Source organism: Aestuariibius insulae (genome assembly GCF_040783535.2).
Lineage (GTDB): Bacteria > Pseudomonadota > Alphaproteobacteria > Rhodobacterales > Rhodobacteraceae > Aestuariibius > Aestuariibius insulae.
Genome location: NZ_JBFONW020000001.1, coordinates 32,178 through 49,525 on the forward strand (window position 1 = coordinate 32,178; position 17,348 = coordinate 49,525).

The following is a 17,348-nucleotide window of genomic DNA, read 5'->3' on the forward strand; positions in this document are numbered from 1 at the left end:
ACTCGGTGATGAAGGCGCTCGTATACGACGATGTCGAGACACTCAGGTATCGCGAGATGCCGATGCCGGTACCGGGGCGCGACGAGCATCTTGTTCGGATCGAAGCGGTTGGGATCTGCGGATCGGATATGCATGCCTATCTCGGTCATGACGAGCGCCGCCCCGCGCCTCTTATTCTCGGACACGAGGCGGCTGGCATTGTCGAAGACGGGCCGCGTAACAAAGAGCGGGTGGCGATCAATCCTCTGGTGACCTGCGGCGCCTGCCCGGCTTGCCTTTCCGGTCGCGACAACCTGTGCGGCACCCGGCAGATCATCTCGATGCCGCCTCGCCAAGGCGCCTTTTCAGAGTGGATCGCGATCCCGGGGCGAAACCTCGTCTCTGTGCCGGATCATGTGCCTCTTGAGCAGGCCTGTCTTGCGGAGCCCATCGCTTGCGGATGGCACGGTGCGCGCATTGGTCAACATCTACTCCGTGAAAAGTTCGATAATCCGCGGGTCCTCGTCATCGGAGGGGGCGCGATCGGCTTGGGATCGGCATTGAGCCTGAGGGCACGCGGCGTAAGCGAAACTGCCCTTGTTGAAGAAAATCCCAAGCGGCGGGCCTATCTCGAGGAAGTTTCCGATCTTAAAGTTCTCTGCGTAGAGGACCTTGCGACGGATGATCTCTTCGATCTCGTCATTGATGGTGTCGGTCTGTCTGCCACGCGCGCCCTCGCCTCCGCACGGACCCGCCCCGGCGGCGCGATCATCCATATCGGCTTGGGGGAGGATACCGGCGGTCTCGACATTCGCCGGATGACCTTGCAAGAGATTACTTTTGTCGGGACCTATACCTATACGTCCAGCGACTTTGCCGAGACGGCGCAGGCCATTTTCGATGGTCGCCTCGGCGCTCTCGACTGGTTCGAGAGTCGTCCTTTAGAGAACGGCGCACAAGCGTTCAGAGACATCCGGGCAGGCAACAGCCCGTGCCCTAAGATCGTGCTGATCCCACGGGGTCCGGCATAGGTCAATCGATCCGCACCAAGCAAACGATGCCAGACAAGGAGCTGCAACGACGTGAATATCAGCAAGAAAATGGTCGACGATTTCGTCGCCAATGATGTGTCTTTCATCACCACGGTGCCCTGCAAGCAGCTTGGCGGCGTGATCGATGAAGTCGAAGCGCGCCCCGAGATCTACCATATCCCCTCGAACAAAGAGGACGAGGGCATGGGGCTTTGTGCCGGCGCTTTTATGGGAGGTAAGCGACCGGCCATCATCATGCAGAACACGGCCATCGGCGTGACGATCAACACACTCGTGACGCTGACCCAGTTCTACCGAATGCCGCTTCCCATGCTGATTTCCTATCGTGGAGAGCTGAAGGAGCCCGTCGCCTGTCAGGTCGAGATGGCCGTTCACACCAAAGCGCTCCTGAATCAGCTGCAGATCCCGACCTATCATTTCCATAAGCAGGAGGATGCCGAGGAATTCGACGCGATCCTGAAATATACGTTTATGTGCAACAAGCCCGTCGCCATTCTGACGGACGCGACCTTTTGGGGAGGATACTGAGATGATCCGGTCAGAGATTCTCAAGGAAATCGCGCCGATCCTTCGCGATCATCTTGTCGTCTGCAATATTGGCCTGCCCAGTCAGGAACTGCATATGATCGATGATCAGCCGAGCAACTTCTATATGCTTGGCACGATGGGGCTCGCCAGCTCTATCGGTCTTGGGGTGGCGCTTGCGCAGGACAAAACCGTGATCTCGATCGATGGCGACGGGTCGGTACTGACCAACCTCGGGACGCTTCCAACGATCGCGAACAATGTGGCGGACAACTTTATTCTGCTCATCATCGACAACGGCTCCTACGGCTCGACCGGAGACCAGCCGACCTATGCTGGCAAAAAGACATCGCTTGCCGCAGTCGCAGCAGCCTGCGGATGCGACACCGTGGTGGAATGCGCGGCCGAGGAGACCGGTGCGGCGCTACAAACGGCAATCGATAGCGGGAAGATGACGATCATCGTCAGCAAATGCGAGAGCGGCAACATCAAGCTGCCTGTCATCACGAAGGACCCGGTCACGATCCGGGACCGGTTCATGGAAGCGGTCAAGGCTTAATCGCCTAGATCGAACTCGCCTCGGATCGCTTCTTGAATTCCTCGCGGAGCAGCGCAGCGAAGTCCTGCGCTGTCTCCCGTAGGCGAGATTGCGGTGACAGAAAGTAGCCAAAATCGACCCGGGCAACAGGCCGCCACGGGATGAGGCGTATTTCGCTCTCAAGTTCTGGGTCGAGTGCAATCGGATCCGCAAAAGTGAACCCGCTGCCGCGATAGACCAGCCGATAGGCTGCCGCGCTGGTGGAGACCTCATGCGTGACGTTGATCGACATATCGGCACGAGCAAGTTCCCGGTCGACGATCTGCCGGATGACGGTCGTCTCGTCGAGAGCGACATAGGAATATCCAGCAAGGTCCTTGATGCTCAAAGAAGCGCGCGCGGCCAAAGGATGGTGACGCGAAACCGCCACAGCAAGTTCGGTCGAACCAAGCGTCTCGGGCTTCAATCCCTCGAGGGGCAGAGGCAATGTAGAGATGACGATATCGTATCCCAGATGAGCAATGCGCCGGGCGAGGTCCCGTCTGGGGTAGATCTCGAGCTTGAGCGCCTGATTTGGAAAGGCTTCTCCCATATGGAACATCGCGGGGAGAACGAGGCTATTCTGGATCCGGGAATGGCAAATGATCCTCAAGGGCGGCTGCTGACCGGATCTGGCCTGCGCTAAGACATTTGGGATGTCATCGACCTGAGAGAGAATGCGAAGCGCCTCCGGATAGAACTGTTCGGCCTCGAGTGTGGGGATGAGCCGCTTCTTGTCGCGCAGGAATAGCACGACATCGAACTCCTCTTCGAGGATCTGGATCAGGCGGCTGGCAGCGGAGTGACTCAGGTTCATCCGATCGGCGGCGCGGCTGAGCGTTCCTTCATCCATGATGAGAACAAAAACGCGAAGAGACCTTAGATTCATATCTTCCAATTTCTCGAAATTGATTGCGAATAATTGCGTTTTTTCTACAAAGAATAAACCGGTAATGTACTCTGGTCGCCAAGAACGCGGCCGATCAGGGAGGATCAGATGAATAGACGCGACGTCCTGAAAACAGGAGCCGCCGCCGGTGCGCTTATCGTAACCGGTACATCGTTCGCACATGCGGACTGGACGCCCAGACGTCCAATCAATGCAATTTTACCTTATGCTGCCGGTGGTGGAACCGATGCGCTGGCCCGAGCCGCTGCGGCAGCCGGTCAGGATATCTTGCCTGTCCCGCTGGTAATCGTGAACAAGCCTGGCTCGTCGGGTATCACCGGTGCGACGGAAGCCGCAGGCGCGCGTCCGGATGGAAACACTGTCATGGTGACGTCAGCCGGATCCTTTCTTCTCACCTCGATGCTGCGAGAGACCGAAGTCAATCCGTTCGAGAGCTTCGAGATCATCGCGCAGATCGGGAATTTGACCCCGGCTATCATCGTGCCGGCAGCGAGCCCGTTCCAGACCGTGCAGGATCTGGTCGACGCCCTATCGTCCAATCCGGGCAGCCTGAGATGGGCTCATAACGGCCGGGGCGGCTTCCACCAGGTGGCCGGGCAGAGCTTCCTCAACCTGAACGGTCTGGAAGCGCAGGATGTACCCTTCAAAGGGGGCGGCCCAACCCGGGCGGCCGTGATCGGAGAGCAGGTCGACTTTGCCTTCGTCGGAATCCAGCAAGCTGCCGGGTTTGAGAACGAGCTTCGCGTTCTGGCTCTCGTCGCGCCAGAGCGGGATCCGATCCGCGATGATGTGCCAACCCTCGAAGAGCTGGGCTTTGACTACGCTGCGGTGTCGTCTCCTATCGTGTTCTTCGCTCCGAAAGGCACGGATCCAGAGATCATTTCCGGCATGGAAGCGGCGCTGAAGCAGATCGCCGAGACAGATCAGTTCGCCGAACTCATGAGAGAGCGTGGGAACGTTCCGGCCTTCCTGACGGGCGCTGAAACGGAGGCCCGCCTAAGAGAGATGCAGGAAGCGACCCAGCCTGTCATCGACGCCCTCAAGACACAGGGTTAGACGGTGAGCGCGGACCCCTCTCCTGCTCCGCGCCTCGTCGGAGCGGCACTGATCCTGCTGGGGGTTGGTGCCGCGATTACAAGTTTCCTGATCCCTCTCGATCAATATGGTCGCTGGGGAGCCCGCATGTTTCCCTTAGGTGCGAGCATCGTCCTGATCTGTCTTGGTGCAGTTGAGGTCATTTCTTCCTCGCCGAAGGCGTCGCAGACCAAGGCAGAGCTGAAGCGAAATGGGCCAGCCATTCTCGCGCTTCTCGGACTGTCTTTACTTTATATCTGGGCGATGGCCCGCTTCGGGTATCTGGCATCGACCTTCGTCGCAGCGCCCGTCGCCCTTTGGATTTTTGGGGTTCGGCATCCTTTGGGCCTTCTGCTCGCAGCCTTTCTGTGCCCCGGTATGTACCATCTGATCTTTTTTGAACTGCTCGGTGTCTTCCCCCCGCTTGGCGACTGGTTCGATCTGTTGGATGTCTTTGGGGGATATTGACCAGTGGATATCTTTGTTGGCCTCGGGACGGTTCTAAGCGATCCGGTCCTGCTGGGATGGGTCTTTCTGGCCGCAATCGTAGGAATGGTCGTCGGAGCCATTCCGGGACTGACCGCCTCCGCTGCTATCGCAATGCTGTTGCCGCTGACGTTCTATATGGAACCTCTTCCGGCGCTCGCCTTTCTTTATGTCATCGGAAAATCCGGGCGCTACGGCGGGTCCATCGCCGCGATCCTGTTCAACACGCCGGGGACAGCAGCCTCCGCTGCCACACAGCTCGACGGCTATCCGCTGGCCCGGAGCGGTAAGGCGGGCAAGGCGATGAAGGTCGCGACTATCTCTTCCGTTATTGGCGATTTTACCGGCGAGATCCTCTTGATCCTCGGCGTCGCATGGATCGCTGCCCTTGCGTTGAAGCTGGGGCCGCCCGAACTCTTTGCCGTCTATGTCACGGCCTTTGTAGTGATCGGATCCGTCATCGGAAAGTCGATCACACGCGGGCTGGCATCTGCTGCCTTAGGGGTTCTGGTCAACACGATCGGCCTCGATCCGATCAGCTCGACCGAACGCTTCACCTTCGGCAGCTTTGACCTGAGTAACGGGATTGGACTTGTCCCGCTGATGATCGGGATCTTCGTTCTGGGAGAAGTTTTTGCCCAGATCGAAGAGCGCGGAAAACCAACCGAAATCCTAGGCGGGTCGGAGCGGGATCCGGCGAATGATCAGCTGAGCTGGAGCGAGTACCGGCCATGTCTGCCACATGTCGCGCGCTCCTCGTTCATTGGAGCGTTCATCGGAATGTTGCCCGGACTTGGCTCGGCCATCGCCGCGTTCGTGGCCTATGGGGAAGGGAAGCGCCGCGCAAAGAACCCTGAGACATGGGGCACCGGAGCGCTTGAAGGCGTAGCCGCCCCCGAGGCGGCCAACAACGCCGTTTCAGGGCCGTCTATGGCCCCCTTGCTGACGCTGGGCATTCCAGGCTCGACCATCGGAGCAATTCTGATCGGCGTCTTTCTTATCCACGGGATTCAGATCGGACCTACGCTTTTTCTCACATCCAGAGAGCTGATCTACTCGCTCTTTGCCTGCGGTCTCATCGGTATCGTGATGTACGGCCTGATCGGATATTACGGAGCGTCCTTCGTCGGCCGATTCATTGCGCGGATCCCGATGCAGGTCCTCTATCCGATCATATTTCTCACCTCATTCGTCGCCGCCTACACGTCACGCGGAAATCTTTTCGACGTCTACGTGATGGTGGCAGCAGGGTTCTTTGGATGGGTCATGCGCAAGCTTGACTTCAATCCCGCCGCCTTTGTCATCTCGTTCGTGCTCGCAGGCGGAGCAGAGGAAGCGTTCCGGCAGTCGCTGCTCCTGTCAGATAACGGCATGCTGATCTTCGTGACCCGCCCTATCGCTCTGGCCTTCCTGCTGATCGGGGTTGCGGCGCTCCTTCTGCGGACCAGATCACTGCGCCGCCGGGCGGGTAAACATGCTTTGGGAGATGCGTGATGTCTGCTCCACTTAGCGGGATAAGGGTGATCGATTGGACCCATGTCCTGGCTGGACCGGCCTGCGCCTATTATCTTGGAATGCTTGGCGCCGATGTCATCAAGGTAGAGCGACCGGTCACAGGAGATGCGATCCGGCACCGGGGCGGGACCGACAAGGCGCGCGCCGCGAAGGGAATGAGCACGGCCTACATGACGCAGGGCGGCGGCAAGAGATCCATTGCAATCGATCTTGAAGCAGAGACTGGCCGCGACGTCTTCAGACGCCTTCTGAAGAGCGCCGATGTCTTGGTCGAGAACCACCGGCCTTCGACGTTGGAGCGACTTGGCCTCACCGAAGAAGAAACACGCGCTATCAATAGTCGGCTGATCCACTGCGCGATGACGGGCTACGGACGTGGCGGAGAAATGGCCGATACGCCCGCCTATGATGTGAATATACAAGCAGTCAGCGGCCTCATGTCGATGACGGGAACCGCAGAAAGCGGCCCGATAAGGACCGGTGCCCCGATTATCGACTACGCCACCGGACTTTCAGCAGCATTTGCTGTGACGTCTGCATTGTTCGCGCGTACCCAGACAAACACAGGCTCTTTCGTCGATGTTTCAATGCTTGAAACGGCTTTCAGCCTAATGAGCTCTACGATTACCGATTATCAACTGACGGGATCGGTACCCCAGCGGCGCGGCAATGCTGCCAACAGCCGCTCGGTGACCTCGGGAACGTTTCCCTGTCGCAACGGCCATATCAGTTTGGGCGTAAACGAAGACGGGCAGTTTCGTAGGCTCGCCAAGGCGCTCGGTCAGATCGAGTGGCTCGAGGATGATCGATTATCCACACGCAGGGGCCGCGATGCCCATGCAGATCTTATCGCAGGACCGCTTGGAACGATTCTGGCGGAGCGGGATGCCGACGAGTGGGAACAAATCCTCTGGCGGGAAGGCGTCCCGGCCGCCAAGTTGCGCGATCTGCCGGACGCGATCGCCCTCCCGACAGGCCAGTCCGAGGATCGCACCGAAGGCCAGATCGGTGCGCAGTTACCATTCCGCTTTATGAATGTAGAACCCAAGCACAGATCGGACCCTCCCGCGCTCGGTCAGGATACAATCGAAATCTTGGAAGAGCTTGGATATGCTTCTCAAGCGATCGCAACGCTTCTCCAAGCGGGAGTGGTCCAAGGGGATGCGGCCTAATCGCATTTCACTGGCAAAACCGGTACAGGCCTTTTTGTCATAGGCATTGGCCCCAAACTCGCCTCATCTTTGTCCAAGGCCTCATCCAAACTGTAGTTTGATGTGAATGGCTTTTTATTCGTCGGGCATCGACGTAGTAGAACGCTGTCAGGTTCGGCGACGATCATCGGCTCCGGATTGCGAATGAACGAGGTCGATTTTGTCTACGTCCCAATCGATTGATCGGCCGATGCGACTGTACCAGCTCGCAGCCGTTATCATGCTTTCTGTTCTGACCACCGTGCTTGTGCTGACCTGCCTCGCTCGAACAGATGGGCTTTTGGTCTATTCGCTCGATGATCCTTACATTCATCTCTCCTTGGCAGAGACGATCCTGCAGGGCGGATACGGGGTTAACCAAGGAGAGTACGCCTCACCATCCTCGTCTATCATTTATCCCTTTCTCCTCGCCGGAGCGATTGCCATCGGTCCGAACAATTGGATGCCGCTTGTCCTGAACATCCTCCCCATGATGGCGGTCGCATGGATCTTTGCTGGCATTTATTGGCGCCACGCTGTAAATCCCGCAGCTCAATCGTCCGTAATGGTGGCGATATTTGTTCTGCCCTTTCTTCTCTACGCGCTGAATATGGTCGCGCTACCGCTGACCGGGATGGAGCATCCCCTTCATATTCTTGCCTCTCTCTGGATCATGGTTGGCGTCATCGCCCTCGCCAATGGGCAGGGGATCAGTTGGATGCTTATCAGTGGCATCGTGCTGGCACCCCTCATCCGGTTCGAAGGTCTGGCGCTTTCCTTGGCCGCGCTTGTTGCATTGGTGGTATACCGGCACATCAGGCTTGCTCTTGTCACGGGTGTGGTGCTGGGGCTTTGCCTTACCGCCTATGTGGTCTTCATGACGCGTCTGGGTTTGCCAATCCTGCCCAGCTCGGTCATGTCGAAATCCGCGATTGCAGAGACTGCCGTTGACGGTGGGTTTTCAGGCATTTTGACCACCTTCAAGGATACGCTCTGGGTTGGCGTTGCTCGTCGTGCAGGTGCCGTTGTCCTGATTGCGTTTGCATTAATCGTTTTAGCCATCTCCGAGCCCTCGAGGACTCGCGCAGATACGGTGATTGGTATGGTTGGAGGGTTTGCCGTCTTCGCTCATCTTCTTGCGGGGGACTACGGATGGTTCGGCAGGTACGAGATATACGTTGTCGGAATTGCGATGGTCTCGCTCCTTTACCTCTATGGGCCCTGGCTTCGTGAGAAAACCAATCGTCTATGGCTCAGGATCGTTGGAACCTCAGCTCTCATTCTGGCTGTCGCGGTCCCCTATCTTCGCGTTCAGAATGACACGGCAAGAGCGTCGGAGAATATATTTGCACAACAATATCAGATGCACCGCTTCTCCACGGAGTTCTTTCCTTACCCAGTTGCGATCAACGATCTCGGCTACGTGTCTTACCAGAACGAGATTTATGTTCTTGACCTGTGGGGTTTGGGATCGGAGGAGGCGCGTCAAAAAAACCGGCGCGGCGAATTTAGAACAGAAGAGATCGTCGGTCAGACTGAAAATAAGACCATTGCCTATGCGATGATCTACACCGAGGTGTTTGATGAAGCGATCCCGGCTGAATGGTGCCGGATCGCGACGTTAACTACACCAGCGGTCACGGCCGCATATGCAGATGTCGATTTTTACCTTATTGAGCGAGAGCGAGAGAGTGAAATACGCTTGGCTCTCGAGGCATTTAGGCAGACCATTCCGGATGTGGCCAGCTTAGGCATACAGTCATGTCAGGATGGCGCCTAAAGGCCCTCACTCGCGATCAGGCGGGCGAGATCGCGGAGAACAGCGGCTCTTGCAGCAGCAATAGACGGGATGCCCTGTTCCGCATTGTAGGGCGCTGCAAGTGAGAAAGTGCCCGAGCGCTCCCTGACGCGGCTGCTGTCGCTGGCGACAAAATACTGGCCGGATAACCGAAAAAGACCGTTCGCTCCGGCGATCATCTCATCGACGCGAACCTCGACTCTCGCCTCTGCGAACGCTTCGAATGGCCATGGTTCAGAGGCGGTCTGTGCTCCCGTAACCTCCCCGATCAGGCGCGAGAGAGACAGCGTCATAGCCCGTCGCGGATCGTCAGCCCAGAGCAGGGAGGGGTCCGAAGAGATCGATCCAGTCGATGACTCAAAGAAGATCTCTTCAGAGCTGGCGTAGGTTGGAAGCGTGACTTCCCGTACCTCGACACTGCGCGCAGAGATCGCGATTCGGTCACCGGGCGGAGCTTGCGGCACCGCAAAGCGAAGGGCGGGATCACCGCCACATGCCGCAAGAAACGCAAGACCGATAAAAGCTATCACAAAACGCATTATTTACCGTCCCGTCAAAAGAGAGTTGGGCCGCCGCTCGATTGCACGGGCCAAGGACGCGACGGCATCGGCGGCGCGTTGGATATCTCGAAGCGCAGCGCGAGCTTCAGCGTTCAGACTAGACTCGCTTCCAACAGACGCCAGAGTGTCGCCGGCCTGTGCCAGGACGGCGTTGAGCCGTTGGATGACGGCAGGCAGGGTTTCGGTCGCGGTTTCGATCGCCGATGCCGCGTTCGAGGCAGAGGCCAAGGCCCCGTTTACATTCTCGACCACACCGCCCGCACGTAGTTCCCCTAGGACAGCCTCGACCTCAGCTAGTGCGCCGTTAAGGCTCGATGGAAGCTCAGCGGCGCCGTCGGTTTCAAGAAGAGCCGACGCGCTTTCAAGGAACTCCGCGGCCTCTGTCACCGCCGCGTCGAGCGGGAGATCTCGAATCCGCTCGGACAGTTGCGTGATGTTGTCGACAAATTGCGGTAACTGCTCCATCGATTGCTCAAGAGCCGCTGCGGCATTGCCCGCATCCTCGATCGCAGCCACGAGCGTTTCAATCCCCTGCTCTTCGCGGAAAGTCGCCAGAGAGGTGTTGATCTCCACCAAGGCCGCGTTGAGCTGCCCCGGCAAGGCCAATGTATCTTCCGATGAGATCAGCTCGTCCGCCGAGGCCAGAAGAGCCTCGGTCCGGTTGACGACACCTGCGAGATCGAGCGCATCAAGATCCGCCGCAAGATCGGTGATCCGGTCAATCAAATCGGGAATGCCGTCCGTCCGGGCCGTCAAAGCTTCTGCGGTCTGTCCAGCTGCATCCACTGCGGCAAGCAGACGCTCGATCCCTTGCTGCTCTTCGAATTGATCGACAATCGCCTGCAGATCCTGAGCGACCTCCGCTATAGCCTCTGCGGTCGCGCCGATTTGGTTGGGGATCGCCTGGATCTCCTCGGATCCAACCAGATTGCGCGTGTCCTGCAGGAGGCCATTTACCTCACCGGGAATGGCCTGGATTTCACTGCTGCCTAACAGACGGCTGGTATTGTCCATGAGATTAATGGCAGAGGCGAGCACCTCTTCGACCGGAAGCGAATTGATGCGGTCGAGGATTCCCTCGGCTGTGGCGGCGCCGCTGTCGAGCTCCGCCGCGACGCTTGGAAAAATGGGAAACGGGATCGCAGCGCGATCAATGCTCGCGGGGACCGCGTTCGGAATGTCAGTCAATTCGATCTTCAGGCCGCCCGTCAGAATGTTTGCGGCAGCAAGACGCGCCCTGAGACCCTCCTGCACCTGTGTCTCGAGAAGATCGAGAACCTCGTCCCGTCCGACGTCGTCCTCGAGGCCGATCCGTGTCGGACGGATCGCCAGCGTCGCCAGAAGGCGCACATTGACGTCACCGAAGGTGGCTTCATCGATGAGGCCGGTCAGGCCGACGACCTCCCCCACAGTGATTCCACCCAGCTGAACGGGAGCGCCGACCGTCAACCCGCTTGCATTGGAATCGAAGACGGTCATCACCTGAACGCGTGTTTCGTTGTCTGGATCGGCGAAAACGCTGCTGCGGGCGCTATTCTCGTCGGCGAAAAGGCGGAAGAGCTGGTTGTCGCTGATCGGTTGACCGCCCGAGATGACGGTATCGAAACTGACACCACCTCCGAGAAGCGCGGCGAGCGACTGAAAATCGATCTCTGCGCCATCGGCACCAATAGAAAATGTGAAGCCAGAGGTGTCCCAGAAACGGGTCGAGGAGTTGATCAACCGGTCATGCGGCGCTTCGACAAAGGCCTCGGCGATTGTGTAATTGCCATCTTCCGAAATTACAGGGCGGCCGATCCGGCCCACTTCGATCCCGCGATAAAGAATAGGCGTGCCTTCGACCAAACCTCCGCCGGAAGTTGCCCGCAATAGGATCTTGAGACCTTCACGCCCCGGACGAACCAGAGGCGCATGATCGCTCCCTGCAAATTCGGCTTGCAGACCTTCGGCATTGTTGTCCCACAACACTTCGATGAACGCACCGGATAGAACCGTCTCGAGCCCTGTCACCCCGCGCGGTCCAACCTCGGCCGACACGATCCAAAATTGAGCATCGTCATCAACGTAAGGAGCAACTTCAGGCTCAAGCCGCAAACCGACACGGACGCGTGACAGATCTTCGGTAAAGCCGACATCCTCGACAATACCCACAACGACGTCCCGGTAACGGACAGGCGTTTCGCCAGCTTCAATCCCAGTGGCTTCGTTGAAGTAAACCTCAACATAAGGTCCTTGCTCAGCGTAGTTCTGCCAGGCAAGGCCAAAGGCGATCAGCACGGCGAACAGGGGGATCAGCCAGACGACAGAGATCCTCTGCCACAGGCTTTCTCGCACCGGTTCAATCTCGACCTCGGGGGGCTGGCTCACGCGCGCTCATCTCCTTCGATCTGATCCCAGATCATGCGACTGTCGAAGCTTTGTGCCGATAGCATGGTAAAGATAACCGATAAAGCAAAAGCAATCGCAGCAGGACCAGGCGTGACCGATGCGACAACATTGAGTTGCACCAGCGCCGAGGTGATCGCAACCACGAAGACGTCGATCATAGACCAGCGGCCAATAAACTCTACCGCTTCATAAAGCAGATGGCGTTGCTGCCCCGGAACACGCGTCCCTCGGCGCGAGCTGATCGCCAGGAAGGCAATTGCAGCAAATTTCGACAGCGGGATGACGACACTGGCAAACAGAATGATCGCCGCTACCGGAATGTCGCCGTAGAGAGCAATCTCGATCGCGCCGCCGATAATGGTGCTCTCCTGCTCTTCGAGCAGAGTGCGTGTGATCAGCATTGGGTAGACATTGGCCGGGATATAGAACAGCAGGCCAGCCCACCACCAGGCCCAGACTCGGCTTAGGCTGCGATCATCTCGCGATTGCAGCGGCGCCTTGCAACGGCCGCATCTTGTATGATCCATCGGCCAAACCGCAGTGCATCTGGTGCACCCAACCAGCCCGGCATCCCGCGCGGTAACCGCGATCAGCTTTGATCTAGGGTTTGCCATATCGACCAACGGGACAGGAAGCCGTCCTGAAAAACGGTAATGATGACGAGGATCGAAAAAAGCCAGAAGGCTGACCCGAAGACGACCGTGGCAAGGCTTGTCACCTTAACGAGGGCCACGGCGCAACCCAGAATGAAGATCTCTGCCATAGACCACGGCTTGAGATCTTCGGACCAGCGATATGCGGTGGCAGCCCCTTTTTGAGGACGGCCCGTGAATGCGATTGGCGCCACGACATAGAGCAAAAGCAGTGCGCGACCGAGCGGGATCAGGAGGACCATGGCAACGGTGGCGATGACAAGCGGTGTCGTCAGACCTTCAGAGAAGGCAAGGGCCGCGTCCACGATCGAGCTGTCATTCGAAAAGCCACGAACCGAGATATGCAGGAATGGCAGGAATATCGTCCCCACAAGCAGGATCGCGACGGTCAGGGCGAGCGCGGTGATCCGCGTCGCCTCGCCTTTGCGCGGCGTGCGCAAGACCGTGTGGCAGCGCCCGCAAACGGCGCGCTCGCCTTCCTTTGGCTCGGCGGCACGCCAAAGCGCGTCGCAGGTTGGGCAGGCGATCAGGTCCTTGGTGTCGATCATGGCATGGGCCGCCAATAAGAAGTGAACTGACCCCTACCTTGCCTGCTTTTCCCAGGCAGAGCCAGCCGCAGATCCGCCATCTGGCCTACTTGGCCAGAAAACAGGCGACCCGGCTTTCTCCCTTCCGTTCAAGCTGGGGACGCTCTTTCGAGCATTGCTCGACCGCTATGGGGCAGCGGGGATGATAGGCACATCCAGAAGGGGGAGATATCGGATCGGGGATCTCCCCTTCAGGGGGTGTGATTTCGCGCCCGAAGCCATCCATTCGCGGTGCGGCTTCGATCAGCATCTGAGTGTATGGATGTTTGGGATTGGTGAAGAGGGCATCAGGTGACGCCTCTTCGACAAGTCGGCCGAGATAGAGAACCCCGATGCGGTCAGCCATATGCCTCACAACCGTGAGGTCATGGGAAATCAGGATATATGTCAGACCGAATTCGTCCTTCAGATCGCTCATCAGGTTCAGAACCTGCGCCTGCACCGATACGTCGAGCGCCGATGTGGGCTCGTCCGCAACGATCAGTTTGGGTTCGGAGGCAAGCGCGCGTGCCACGCAAATCCGTTGCCGCTGACCTCCGGAAAACTCATGCGGAAACTTTATCGCATCCGCCGCGGAAAGGCCGACCTGTTCGAGCAACCGTTCGGCCAGACCTTCAGTCTTGCCGCCTTTGATCCGAACCGGCTCTGTGATGATGTCCCGAACGCGCCAACGCGGATTGAGCGACGCATAGGGGTCCTGAAAGATCATCTGGATGTCCGAACGCACCTGGTCGATCCTTTTGGGATCGGTTTCGGAGGCAAGGTTGATCCCTTCGATTTCAACCTCTCCGTCCGAGGGAGGAAGCAACCCGACGACCATTTTGCCAATCGTGGATTTCCCGGATCCGGATTCGCCGACAAGCGCATAAGTCGTTCGCTCAGGCACGTCGAAAGATACGTCGGAGACAGCCGTGAGCAGCCTTTTCGGCAAGCGCTCAACGATGCGGTTCAGAAGCGGTTTCGAGACGTCGAAGATCCGTGTGAGGCCCCGGATCGAAACAAGTGGGTCAGGGGTCTGGTCTAGGGGCATTCTATCGGTCCCTTGTCGGCCTCTTGCCTTAGAATTGGTATCCTGCAACCCATCGCTCAGGCCGGGACCGCAGCGCGTTCGGTCAACGGAAACCAGCAGGCGGCGCGCCCGTCAGTCGCGGCGCGGGTCGGCGATGGATCCTGGCAACACTTGTCCTGCGTATAGGGACAGCGTGGATGGAACGCGCAACCGGTCGGCAGGTTGCCAAGACGTGGCATAGCGCCGGGGATCTGGCGCAAGCGGGTCGCGCCTTCGGACGCATCGGGCGTCGCCTGCATCAAACCATCAGTATAGGGGTGCATAGGCGCGGTGATGACTTCACGCACAGGGCCTAGCTCGGCCAGTCGGCCCGCATACATGACCGCGACCCGGTCGGCGGTTTCAGCGATCACACCCATATCGTGCGTAACGAGCATCACCGCCATGCCCCGCTCGCGGCAAAGCCGTTTGAGAAGCGCTGTGATCTGCGCCTGGACAGAGACATCGAGTGCGGTCGTTGGCTCATCGGCGATTACAAGCGACGGCTCCGCGCAAAGGGCGAGCGCGATCACAACGCGCTGGCGCATACCGCCCGAAAATTGATGCGGATAAGCGTCGATCCGGTCCCGCGCCGCCGGGATCCCGACCTCGTCCAATGCGCGAACCGCCCGCGCCTTTGCTTCGCTATCCGTGACGTCGAGATGCTCGCTGATCGTTTCGGTCAACTGATCGCCGATGGTCAGGAGCGGGTTGAGCGATGTCAGCGGATCTTGGAAGATCATTCCGATCTCCTTACCCCGGATCTGTCGCAGCTCCTTTCGCGAAAGCGTATCGATGCGCCGCCCGTTCACATGGATTTCGCCCTTGGCTATTCGCGCGGGTCGATCGAGAAGGCCGATCACCGCATTGCCCGTCATCGACTTGCCAGCCCCGGACTCGCCAACGACGCCAAGGATCTCTCCCGCCGCGATGTCGTAGGAGATGCCGTCGACGGGTTTCAGCAGACCGGTACGGGTTGGAATCTCGACCGTGAGATTGCGGACGGACAGCACGGGATTGGTCATCGCAGCCTCGGATTTAGAGCGTCGCGCAGCCAATCCCCCAGCAGGTTCACGGCCAAAGCAAGGGTCAGAAGGGTCACTGCCGGGAAGAAGAGGATCCACCATTCTCCAGAGAAAAGGAAACCCTGACCGATGCGGATCAATGTCCCGAGGGAGGGCTGCGTCGGAGGCGCTCCGACGCCTAGGAAGCTGAGCGTCGCTTCAGCGATGATGGCAAGCGCGAGCGAAATCGTCGCGATCACGAGGACGGGCGACAGCACATTCGGCAGAATGTGTCGAAGCATAATGCCGCCGCCAGACCGTCCGATGAGCCGGGCCGCCTGAACGTATTCCTTGTTCTTCTCCACGAGGGTCGCGCCCCGCACGACACGGGCGAACTGCACCCAGTCCGAAAGACCGATCGCGAGGATAAGCACGAAGATTGCCACTTCGTCGCGATAGGCGGGCGGGGTGAATCCCTTGGCCACGCCAGTGATCAACATGGCCACGAGGATCGAAGGGAAGGTCAGCTGCACATCGGCGATCCGCATGATGATCGTCTCGATCCAACCACCCACATAGCCCGCGATCAGGCCCAGCGTGATGCCCAGGATCATGGCGAAAAGGACGGCCGCCACGCCTACGAACAGCGAGATTCGCATCCCGTAGAGAATGGTCGAAAAGACGTCACGACCCTGGTCGTCGGTGCCCATAAGGAAGGTGTCGCCGGTAAATGCGTTCGGCACGCCTGGCGCTGAGAACCCATTCATCAAGTTAAGCGAGGCCGGATCGAACGGGTTCGTAGGTGCGATCAAGGGCGCAAACACCGCCGCAAGGATCAGAACCAGCGTCACGATCAGTGAGATCAGTGCGACCGGGGAGCGTCTGAGGTTATAGACGAGATCTGCCTCCCACAGCTCCTTGAAGCGAGAGGGACGCTGAACAGCGGCTGGCTGCGGCAGATCTGCGGTTTTGTCGGTCATGTGTTGCGGCCTTCGATGCGGAGCCGAGGATCAACTGCGAAGTAAAGCAGATCGACGATCAGATTGATGCCAACGAACATGACTGAAATCAGCATCAAGTAAGCGGCCATGACCGGGATATCGACGAACTGGATCGCATTGATGAAAAGAAGTCCGACGCCAGGCCATTGGAACACCGTCTCGGTGATGATGGCGAACGCGATGATCGCGCCCAATTGGAGCCCCGTAACCGTAATAACCGGAACAAGCGTGTTCTTGAGCGCATGGCGAAAATTGATCGCACGCTCGCGCAGCCCCCGGGCGCGCGCAAAGCGGATATAGTCCTGCCGGAGCACCTCCAGCATCTCCGATCGCACCAGACGCATGATGAGCGTCATCTGATAAAGACCAAGCGTGATGGCAGGTAGGATAATCGCCTCGCGTCCCGACGGGGTGAGGAGCCCTGTCGTCCACCAGCCCAAATCGGTGACCTGCCCCCGTCCAAATGAGGGGAGCCAATCCAGCTCGACCGAGAAGACGTATATCAACAAGATGCCAATCAGAAACGTCGGGAGAGAGACCCCGATAAGCGAGGCCGACATGATGATATTGGCCCCGATCCCTCGTCGCCTGATGGCGGTGAAGACGCCCAGCGCGATGCCCAATCCAATTGCGAAAAGCGCTGATATGGCCGCGAGTTCAAGCGTGGCGGGGGCGCGTTCGGCGATGATCTCAGCTACCGGGCGGGATTGCCGATACGAGATGCCAAAGTCGCCCTGAACGGCCTTTGCCAGAAAATTATAATACTGAACGACGAAGGGATCGTTCAGGCCAAGGCTGTCGCGAAGGCGGTCTACGTCGGCAACCGTCCGCTCTTGGCCAAGAAGGTTATCGATCGGATCACCGACGTATCGAAACAAGGAAAACGCCACGAGGCCGACGACAAGCAGGACAAGCAGCGACTGAAACATACGGCGAATGATATAGGCGAGCATTTACCGGTTGTGCGGCGGGAGGCGAGGAGGGTCAAGCGTCCTGCCTCT

General features: G+C 58.6%; 17 protein-coding genes. 8 read left to right on the top strand and 9 right to left on the bottom strand.

Annotation, left to right across the window (positions count from 1 at the left end; translation table 11 throughout):
- Positions 1 to 8 precede the first annotated feature (8 nt).
- Genes AAD018_RS00180 through comE form a run of 3 tightly spaced genes read left to right on the top strand, consistent with a single transcriptional unit; the run spans position 9 to position 2,115 of the window.
- The gene (locus tag AAD018_RS00180; RefSeq protein ID WP_367314155.1) at positions 9 to 1,010 is read left to right on the top strand and encodes a zinc-dependent alcohol dehydrogenase; all 1,002 of its coding nucleotides are present in this window, start codon (positions 9 to 11) and stop codon (positions 1,008 to 1,010) included.
- A gap of 51 nt (positions 1,011 to 1,061) precedes the next feature.
- Positions 1,062 to 1,559, top strand: coding sequence for a sulfopyruvate decarboxylase subunit alpha (locus tag AAD018_RS00185; RefSeq protein WP_367314154.1), 498 nt, complete (start codon positions 1,062 to 1,064; stop codon positions 1,557 to 1,559).
- A 1-nt stretch (position 1,560) separates the two neighbouring features.
- Complete coding sequence (gene comE, locus AAD018_RS00190) at positions 1,561 to 2,115, top strand: sulfopyruvate decarboxylase subunit beta (protein WP_367314153.1); 555 nt, start codon at positions 1,561 to 1,563, stop codon at positions 2,113 to 2,115.
- A gap of 4 nt (positions 2,116 to 2,119) precedes the next feature.
- Here the strand turns inward: comE and AAD018_RS00195 are convergent, their stop codons facing one another.
- A complete protein-coding gene (locus tag AAD018_RS00195; RefSeq protein WP_459382419.1) occupies positions 2,120 to 3,205 on the bottom strand; it encodes a LysR family transcriptional regulator in 1,086 nt (361 codons plus the stop codon).
- Here AAD018_RS00195 and AAD018_RS00200 point away from each other — a divergent pair.
- The 5 genes from AAD018_RS00200 to AAD018_RS00220 all read left to right on the top strand — a co-directional run bounded on the left by AAD018_RS00200 (position 3,131) and on the right by AAD018_RS00220 (position 9,088).
- Positions 3,131 to 4,099: a Bug family tripartite tricarboxylate transporter substrate binding protein gene (locus AAD018_RS00200; RefSeq protein WP_367314151.1), complete on the top strand. Its 969-nt coding sequence runs from the start codon at positions 3,131 to 3,133 to the stop codon at positions 4,097 to 4,099. The two genes, AAD018_RS00195 and AAD018_RS00200, sit on opposite strands and share 75 nt — an antisense overlap.
- A gap of 3 nt (positions 4,100 to 4,102) precedes the next feature.
- The gene (locus AAD018_RS00205; protein ID WP_367314150.1) at positions 4,103 to 4,585 is read left to right on the top strand and encodes a tripartite tricarboxylate transporter TctB family protein; all 483 of its coding nucleotides are present in this window, start codon (positions 4,103 to 4,105) and stop codon (positions 4,583 to 4,585) included.
- Positions 4,586 to 4,588: 3 nt separating this feature from the next.
- A complete protein-coding gene (locus AAD018_RS00210; RefSeq protein WP_367314149.1) occupies positions 4,589 to 6,097 on the top strand; it encodes a tripartite tricarboxylate transporter permease in 1,509 nt (502 codons plus the stop codon).
- On the top strand, positions 6,097 to 7,290 hold the full coding sequence (locus AAD018_RS00215; protein ID WP_367314148.1) for a CaiB/BaiF CoA transferase family protein: 1,194 nt from the start codon (positions 6,097 to 6,099) through the stop codon (positions 7,288 to 7,290). The genes AAD018_RS00210 and AAD018_RS00215 overlap by 1 nt, the downstream gene beginning before the upstream one ends.
- A 229-nt stretch (positions 7,291 to 7,519) precedes the next feature.
- Complete coding sequence (locus AAD018_RS00220) at positions 7,520 to 9,088, top strand: hypothetical protein (protein ID WP_412005147.1); 1,569 nt, start codon at positions 7,520 to 7,522, stop codon at positions 9,086 to 9,088.
- Here the strand turns inward: AAD018_RS00220 and AAD018_RS00225 are convergent.
- From AAD018_RS00225 to AAD018_RS00260, 8 genes are all read right to left on the bottom strand, one after another.
- Positions 9,085 to 9,645 (bottom strand): PqiC family protein, encoded by a 561-nt coding sequence (locus AAD018_RS00225; RefSeq protein ID WP_367314146.1) that lies wholly within the window; start codon positions 9,643 to 9,645, stop codon positions 9,085 to 9,087. The two genes, AAD018_RS00220 and AAD018_RS00225, sit on opposite strands and share 4 nt — an antisense overlap.
- A gap of 3 nt (positions 9,646 to 9,648) precedes the next feature.
- A complete protein-coding gene (locus tag AAD018_RS00230) occupies positions 9,649 to 12,033 on the bottom strand; it encodes an MlaD family protein (RefSeq protein WP_367314145.1) in 2,385 nt (794 codons plus the stop codon).
- Positions 12,030 to 12,668 carry a paraquat-inducible protein A gene (locus AAD018_RS00235; protein WP_367314235.1) on the bottom strand — a complete coding sequence of 213 codons (639 nt, stop codon included), beginning with the start codon at positions 12,666 to 12,668 and terminating at the stop codon, positions 12,030 to 12,032. The genes AAD018_RS00230 and AAD018_RS00235 overlap by 4 nt, the downstream gene beginning before the upstream one ends.
- Positions 12,644 to 13,255: a paraquat-inducible protein A gene (locus tag AAD018_RS00240; protein ID WP_367314144.1), complete on the bottom strand. Its 612-nt coding sequence runs from the start codon at positions 13,253 to 13,255 to the stop codon at positions 12,644 to 12,646. The genes AAD018_RS00235 and AAD018_RS00240 overlap by 25 nt, the downstream gene beginning before the upstream one ends.
- Before the next feature lie 85 nt (positions 13,256 to 13,340).
- Positions 13,341 to 14,324 carry an ABC transporter ATP-binding protein gene (locus AAD018_RS00245; protein WP_367314143.1) on the bottom strand — a complete coding sequence of 328 codons (984 nt, stop codon included), beginning with the start codon at positions 14,322 to 14,324 and terminating at the stop codon, positions 13,341 to 13,343.
- Positions 14,325 to 14,380: 56 nt separating this feature from the next.
- Complete coding sequence (locus AAD018_RS00250) at positions 14,381 to 15,367, bottom strand: ABC transporter ATP-binding protein (RefSeq protein WP_367314142.1); 987 nt, start codon at positions 15,365 to 15,367, stop codon at positions 14,381 to 14,383.
- Complete coding sequence (locus AAD018_RS00255) at positions 15,364 to 16,326, bottom strand: ABC transporter permease (protein ID WP_367314141.1); 963 nt, start codon at positions 16,324 to 16,326, stop codon at positions 15,364 to 15,366. The genes AAD018_RS00250 and AAD018_RS00255 overlap by 4 nt, the downstream gene beginning before the upstream one ends.
- On the bottom strand, positions 16,323 to 17,300 hold the full coding sequence (locus tag AAD018_RS00260; RefSeq protein ID WP_367314140.1) for an ABC transporter permease: 978 nt from the start codon (positions 17,298 to 17,300) through the stop codon (positions 16,323 to 16,325). The genes AAD018_RS00255 and AAD018_RS00260 overlap by 4 nt, the downstream gene beginning before the upstream one ends.
- Between the last annotated feature and the right edge of the window lie 48 nt (positions 17,301 to 17,348).